Here is a 5,030-nt window from a genome sequence, read left to right on the forward strand (position 1 = left end):
GGAAGTCGCTTTTGCAGCAGCTCAAAAAGGTGATCCCTAACCAGGGTGTCTCGTACTGAGAGAAGCGTCACCACGTTCATGGTTTCATTCCTTTTGATCGAGCCGACCGTTCTGAGAATACGCCACAATGCAGCGATTGCTCCTAAGTTGAGCGCGAGGGCAATCACCGCACTGATGACGAAGAGCGCAGGATCGAGGGTGTTTGGGAACTGACGATCCCAGTTTCCTGCAAATGTCTGAATGAAGAACAAAAATCTGTTCTGTTCAGTCTCCGGTTCAGTAAATGCCTTGCCCTGCAAAGCTGCGAGCGTAAGAATAACCACAAACGCCACAGCGTACACGGGTGTGAGGCGCCTTTGTGTAAGACTTTCAAGGCTTTGTGAAGACAGGGAGGCTGAATTAGGGCGCGTGTCATATATTATCAGCCAAAGAGCCGCAGCCCAAGGCGCCAAGATCACGCACCAATGAAGCCATTCCACCAACCCGCTCCCCCAATGGCGTGGCTGAGTCCCAGCGCCCCAAACTGTTTCGTACAGCGGAGGCAAACGCAAGATCAAAGATGCTCCTGAATGTAGGGCAAACTGCACACTGCGCGGGCAAAGCGGCCTCTGTTAATCTTCGTGGTACCGCACGCGGCCGAGATCCGCTGTCTTAGTCGTGATCGGCACACTTTTGCTGGAACGGCTGGCAGCTTCCTAATTGTCGAACTAAGGAGCGATTACCGAACTCTCGCCGCTTGTGCCTCCGCTACTTGGCTGAAAGTGAGAGCGTCAATGACTGCGTAGGGTAGCGGAGAGGACCGGCTGGTCTCCATCATAATTCATGATCCGGATCCCTCCGTTTCGGCAGCGTAATCAGCCTTACCTTGATCTCCTCGATCGACACCGGCGTGTAGTCCCAGCAGTCGACGCCGACGTCGCAGCATTGGCTGTCGCCGGGGAGGCGGCCATGGCTGTGGCCGTAGAGGTGGAGGGCGCTGTGGTGGGATTTCGACCAGACCCGCAGGCCGTAATGGCAGAGCGTGACGTGCGTGCCGCCGGGCAGCGTGATGTTGCGCAGGGGCTCGATGCTGGCCCAGAGGTGCCGAACGGCGTTGACGCGTTTGGGATGGTCGTGATTGCCGAGCGTCAGGTGCATCTGGCCGTTGAGGCGGCGGAGGTAAGGCTCGTGGTCAGCGAAGGCGAAATCGCCGAGGTCGTGGACGACGTCGCCCGGCCTCACCACCTTGTTGTGGCGCTCGATCATGATCTCGTCCATCTCGGCGACGGAGGAGAAGGGGCGTTTCGCCAGCTCGATGATGCGGGCGTGACCGAAGTGGCGGTCGGCCGTGAAGAAGATATCGATGGGTGGTGGTCTCCTCATCCCTCCGCGTCGGGCGGAGGATCGTGGTGGGGAATGCAAGGGTGGTGAGCGCGCCGGGACTCGAACCCGGGACCCCATGATTAAAAGTCACGTGCTCTACCGGCTGAGCTACGCGCTCGCTTCCTTGGAAGCGGTGTGACGGCTTGACCGTCACTGTCCGGATCGTCGGCAGGTGAACATCAGAACGCTGGAGGCGTGGCCGTGGTTCACTGCGGGTCGCGGGAACGGGGGTACACCCCTGGCCCGTGGGCCGCATGCTGTCGTGCGGGCTGTGTAGGGGGTGGGTCCGTTCCGGTCAATAGGGCGGGCGGGGGAAACCACAGCGGGCGGTGCGGGGGGAAGGAAGCGGGCCGCACCAGCGGGGGCCTCATGGTTCGAGACGCGCAGCCAACTGGCGGCGCTCCTCACCATGAGGGTTGGAAGGCGCCCGTTTGGTGCGTCAAGCAAGCCCGTGACGTCATAGCCGGTCATCCCGGGGCAGCCCGTCAGGGCTGAACCCGGAATCTCGAGATTCCGGGTTCGATGCTGCGCATCGCCCCGGAATGACCGGGAGATGGTCAATTGCGGGCCGTGTGGTTCAGACGGTCGGAGCGGAGCTCCCAATGCCGAACACTCTCCCGCTCACACCTTCTCCGCCACCTTCGTCGCCGCGGCGCTCAGCGGGGCGGGCTGCATGCCGGGGCCGGCGAGCTCCGGCACCCAGACCGGGCGCAGGCCGATCAGCTCGGCGGTGCGGACGGTGGTGTAGCGCCAGAACTCGAAGGAGTTGGCGCGGGACATTTCCAGGAGCGCGATGGCGACGGCTGACAGGAAGGGCAGGCTCTCCAGGATCAGGACGGCGGCGAAGATGTAGAGCTCGGTGATCGCCAGGTAGTTGGTCATGATCAGGATGGTGGCGCCGATCAGGAGCAGGGCGCCGATGACCGCCTCCCAGAACGCCTGGAACTCGATCGACATCCGCGACAGGCCGCCCTTCGACGTGCGGGCGAAGGCGAGGTGCTCGGTGATCAGGCCCTGCGCCACGGCGCGGCTGACCGTCCATTGCACGCTCATGGCCGCGATCATCGCGCCCAGCATCTGCCACGGCCTGACCGCGACCCGCAGCCGGTAGAGAATCAGGAAGTGCGCCAGCGAGACCACGAAGGCGGCGATGATCGGGATGGTCAGGATCTTGTCGGGAATCGCGATGCCGGCAAACGCCACGATCGGCACCCAGATCAGGTTGAGGATCGCCACCACCACGCCGAGGCTCTCGGCGCCGAGCCAGTTGAGCCAGCCGAGCGAGAACTCGCGCTTCTGGTCGGCCGTGAGCCGGCTGCGGCCGGGCATGAAGCGCTGCCAGTGCTTCTTGACGATCTGGAAGCCGCCATAGGCCCAGCGGTGGCGCTGCTTCTTGAACGCCTCGTAGGTGTCCGGCAGCAGGCCCGCGCCATAGCGGGTGGCGGTGTAGTGGGTCTGCCAGCCCAGCTCCTGGATGGCGAGGCCAAGGTCGGTGTCCTCGCAGATCGTGTCGCTCGACCAGCCGCCGGCCATGTCCATCGCGGCGCGGCGAATGAGACACATCGTCCCGTGCACGATGATCGCGTTCTCCTCGTTGCGCTGGACCATGCCGATGTCGAAGAACCCGGCATATTCGCCGTTCATGATGTAGTGCATCAGCGACAAATGCTCGTCGCGATGCTCCTGCGGCGCCTGCACGAGGCCCACGGCGGGATCGGCGAAGGCCGGCACGAGGTCGGAGAGCCAGTCCGGCGTCACGACATAGTCGGCGTCGATGATGCCGATGATCTCGGCATCGGCGGCGGTGCGCTCCATCGCGATGCGCAGCGCGCCGGCCTTGAAGCCCTTGACCTTCTCGGCGTTGATGAACTTGAACCGCTCGCCGAGCATGCGGCAATGGTCCTGGATCGGCTGCCAGAACGCCGGGTCGGGCGTGTTGTTGATGATGCAGACGACCTCGTAGTTCGGGTAGTCGAGGCGGGCCAGCGCATCCAGCGTCTGCTTCATCATGTCGACCGGCTCGAAATAGGCCGGGACGTGGATCGACACCTTCGGGCAGTAGCCGGCCGGCATCGCGGCGCGGTCGCGCGCGACCTTGTCACGGGTCAACAGCCGGCGCGGCGCGCGGCCGAAGGCGATCGCGGCGATCTCCTCGATGCGGGCCATCGCGATGAGAATCAGCGGGACCAGCAGCGTGAGGCCGAGGGTGAGCGCGAAGGCCGAGCCCCAGACAAAATAGTGCACGTTCCAATAGGCGAAGACGTTGGAGACCCAGGCGCCGACGCCATGCGCCGTGATCGCCAGCACCATGGCCTGCAGCACCGTCGGCTGGCGCAGCCGCACGATCGGCAGTGACAGCAGCACGCCGACGAGCAGCGCGATGGTCGCGAGCTTCCAATAGTCGGGGTTCACGATCGGGCCGGTCCAGGAGAACTTGGCCTCGCGCGAGGCGTTCAGCACGCCCCAATACGGGCCGACGCCGCCCTCAAAGAACTTCCAGGGCTGATCGATGCCCTCGACGATGTTGTACTCCATGCCGATGGCTTCGGCGCGGGTGACGAAGTTGCGCAGCACCCAGGCCTGCTGGAACGGGCCGGGGTCGGCAATGCCGCGGTTGTAGCCCTCGCTCGGCCAGCCGAACTCGGCGATGACGATGCGCTTGCCGGGAAACTTCTCGCGCAGCAGCTGATAGCGCTCGACGGCCTGGTCGACGGCCTGGGTGTGGTTGAAGAACTCCCAGTACGGCAGCACGTGCGCGGCGATGAAATCGACGCTGGAGGCGAGCTGCGGATAGTCGCGCCACAGGTTCCAGATCTCGCCGGTCGTGACGGGCACGCTGACCGACTTCTTGACCTTCTTGATGTAGCCGATCAGCTCGTCCGGCTTGAGCTCGCCGCGGTACAGCGTCTCGTTGCCGACGACGACGCCGATGACGTTGCTGTTGCGGCGCGCGAGCTGCACGGCGGCGGCGATCTCGCGCTCGTTGCGGTCCTCGTTCTTGTCGATCCAGACGCCGAGCATGACCTTCAGCCCGACCTCGGCCGCGATCGGCGGCACCAGCTCGACGCCGCCGGTCGACGAGTACAGGCGGATGGCGCGGGTGATGGTGGCGAGCTTCTTCAGGTCGCTCCGGATGCGCTCGGCATTGGGGATGTTGTCGACGTCGGGATGCTCGGTGCCCTCGAACGGCGCGTAGGATACGCTCGGCAGCATGCCGGTGAAATCGGGCGCGCTCTGCTTGGTCTGCAGGACGCCCCACAGCGCGGCATGGGCTGCGGTGACGAACAGGATGACGGCTGCGATCAAGCGCATCTGGCGGGACACCGTGGCGGGCGGGAGAAACAACAGGAGCGGCAGTGACGGCGACGCGTGCGAGGACCGGCGCATCGCCGACGCACCCTGCCGCGTGCTGCCCGGGCACGATGGCAAGGCGCGGCTTCGGTCGGCACCGGCAGGCCCGGCATTGGCGCCATGTCGGTGGTCACATTAAGGCCGCCCGGTCCGTGAACGAGGGCTGAACCACCGGACCGGTCGCAGCCGAACCAGCTGCGACACGATAACGCTGCAGCGCAATTAAACAACTGCGGCGGTGCTGCGATCCGCGGGCAGCTGCCCTGCCGACACCGCGGCCGGGCAGGGCATCGGTCCTACTGCTTGGCCGGCTGCGG

The 5,030-nt window shown here is 64.7% G+C and carries 3 protein-coding genes and 1 tRNA gene; all 4 read right to left on the minus strand.

Features of this window, described 5'->3' with window-relative positions; translation table 11 throughout:
- The coding region (locus BRAS3809_RS26440; RefSeq protein WP_035658811.1) for a hypothetical protein at window positions 1-341 on the minus strand (341 nt) is incomplete at its 3' end.
- A 472-nt stretch (window positions 342-813) separates the two neighbouring features.
- The gene (locus tag BRAS3809_RS26445; protein WP_008965078.1) at window positions 814-1,362 is read right to left on the minus strand and encodes a metallophosphoesterase; all 549 of its coding nucleotides are present in this window, start codon (window positions 1,360-1,362) and stop codon (window positions 814-816) included.
- A 42-nt stretch (window positions 1,363-1,404) separates the two neighbouring features.
- Window positions 1,405-1,480, minus strand: a tRNA-Lys gene (locus BRAS3809_RS26450).
- 503 nt (window positions 1,481-1,983) lie between these two features.
- Complete coding sequence (locus tag BRAS3809_RS26455) at window positions 1,984-4,674, minus strand: glycosyltransferase (RefSeq protein ID WP_008965079.1); 2,691 nt, start codon at window positions 4,672-4,674, stop codon at window positions 1,984-1,986.
- Window positions 4,675-5,030 lie beyond the last annotated feature (356 nt).

Source organism: Bradyrhizobium sp. STM 3809, from assembly GCF_000239795.1.
GTDB lineage: Bacteria > Pseudomonadota > Alphaproteobacteria > Rhizobiales > Xanthobacteraceae > Bradyrhizobium.

What these genes read in the sequence shown, in the direction of transcription:
- BRAS3809_RS26445 (WP_008965078.1), bottom strand. Translation starts at nt 1,362, where the DNA reads ATGAGGAGACCACCACCCATCGATATCTTCTTCACGGCCGACCGCCAC.
- BRAS3809_RS26455 (WP_008965079.1), bottom strand. Translation starts at nt 4,674, where the DNA reads ATGCGCTTGATCGCAGCCGTCATCCTGTTCGTCACCGCAGCCCATGCC.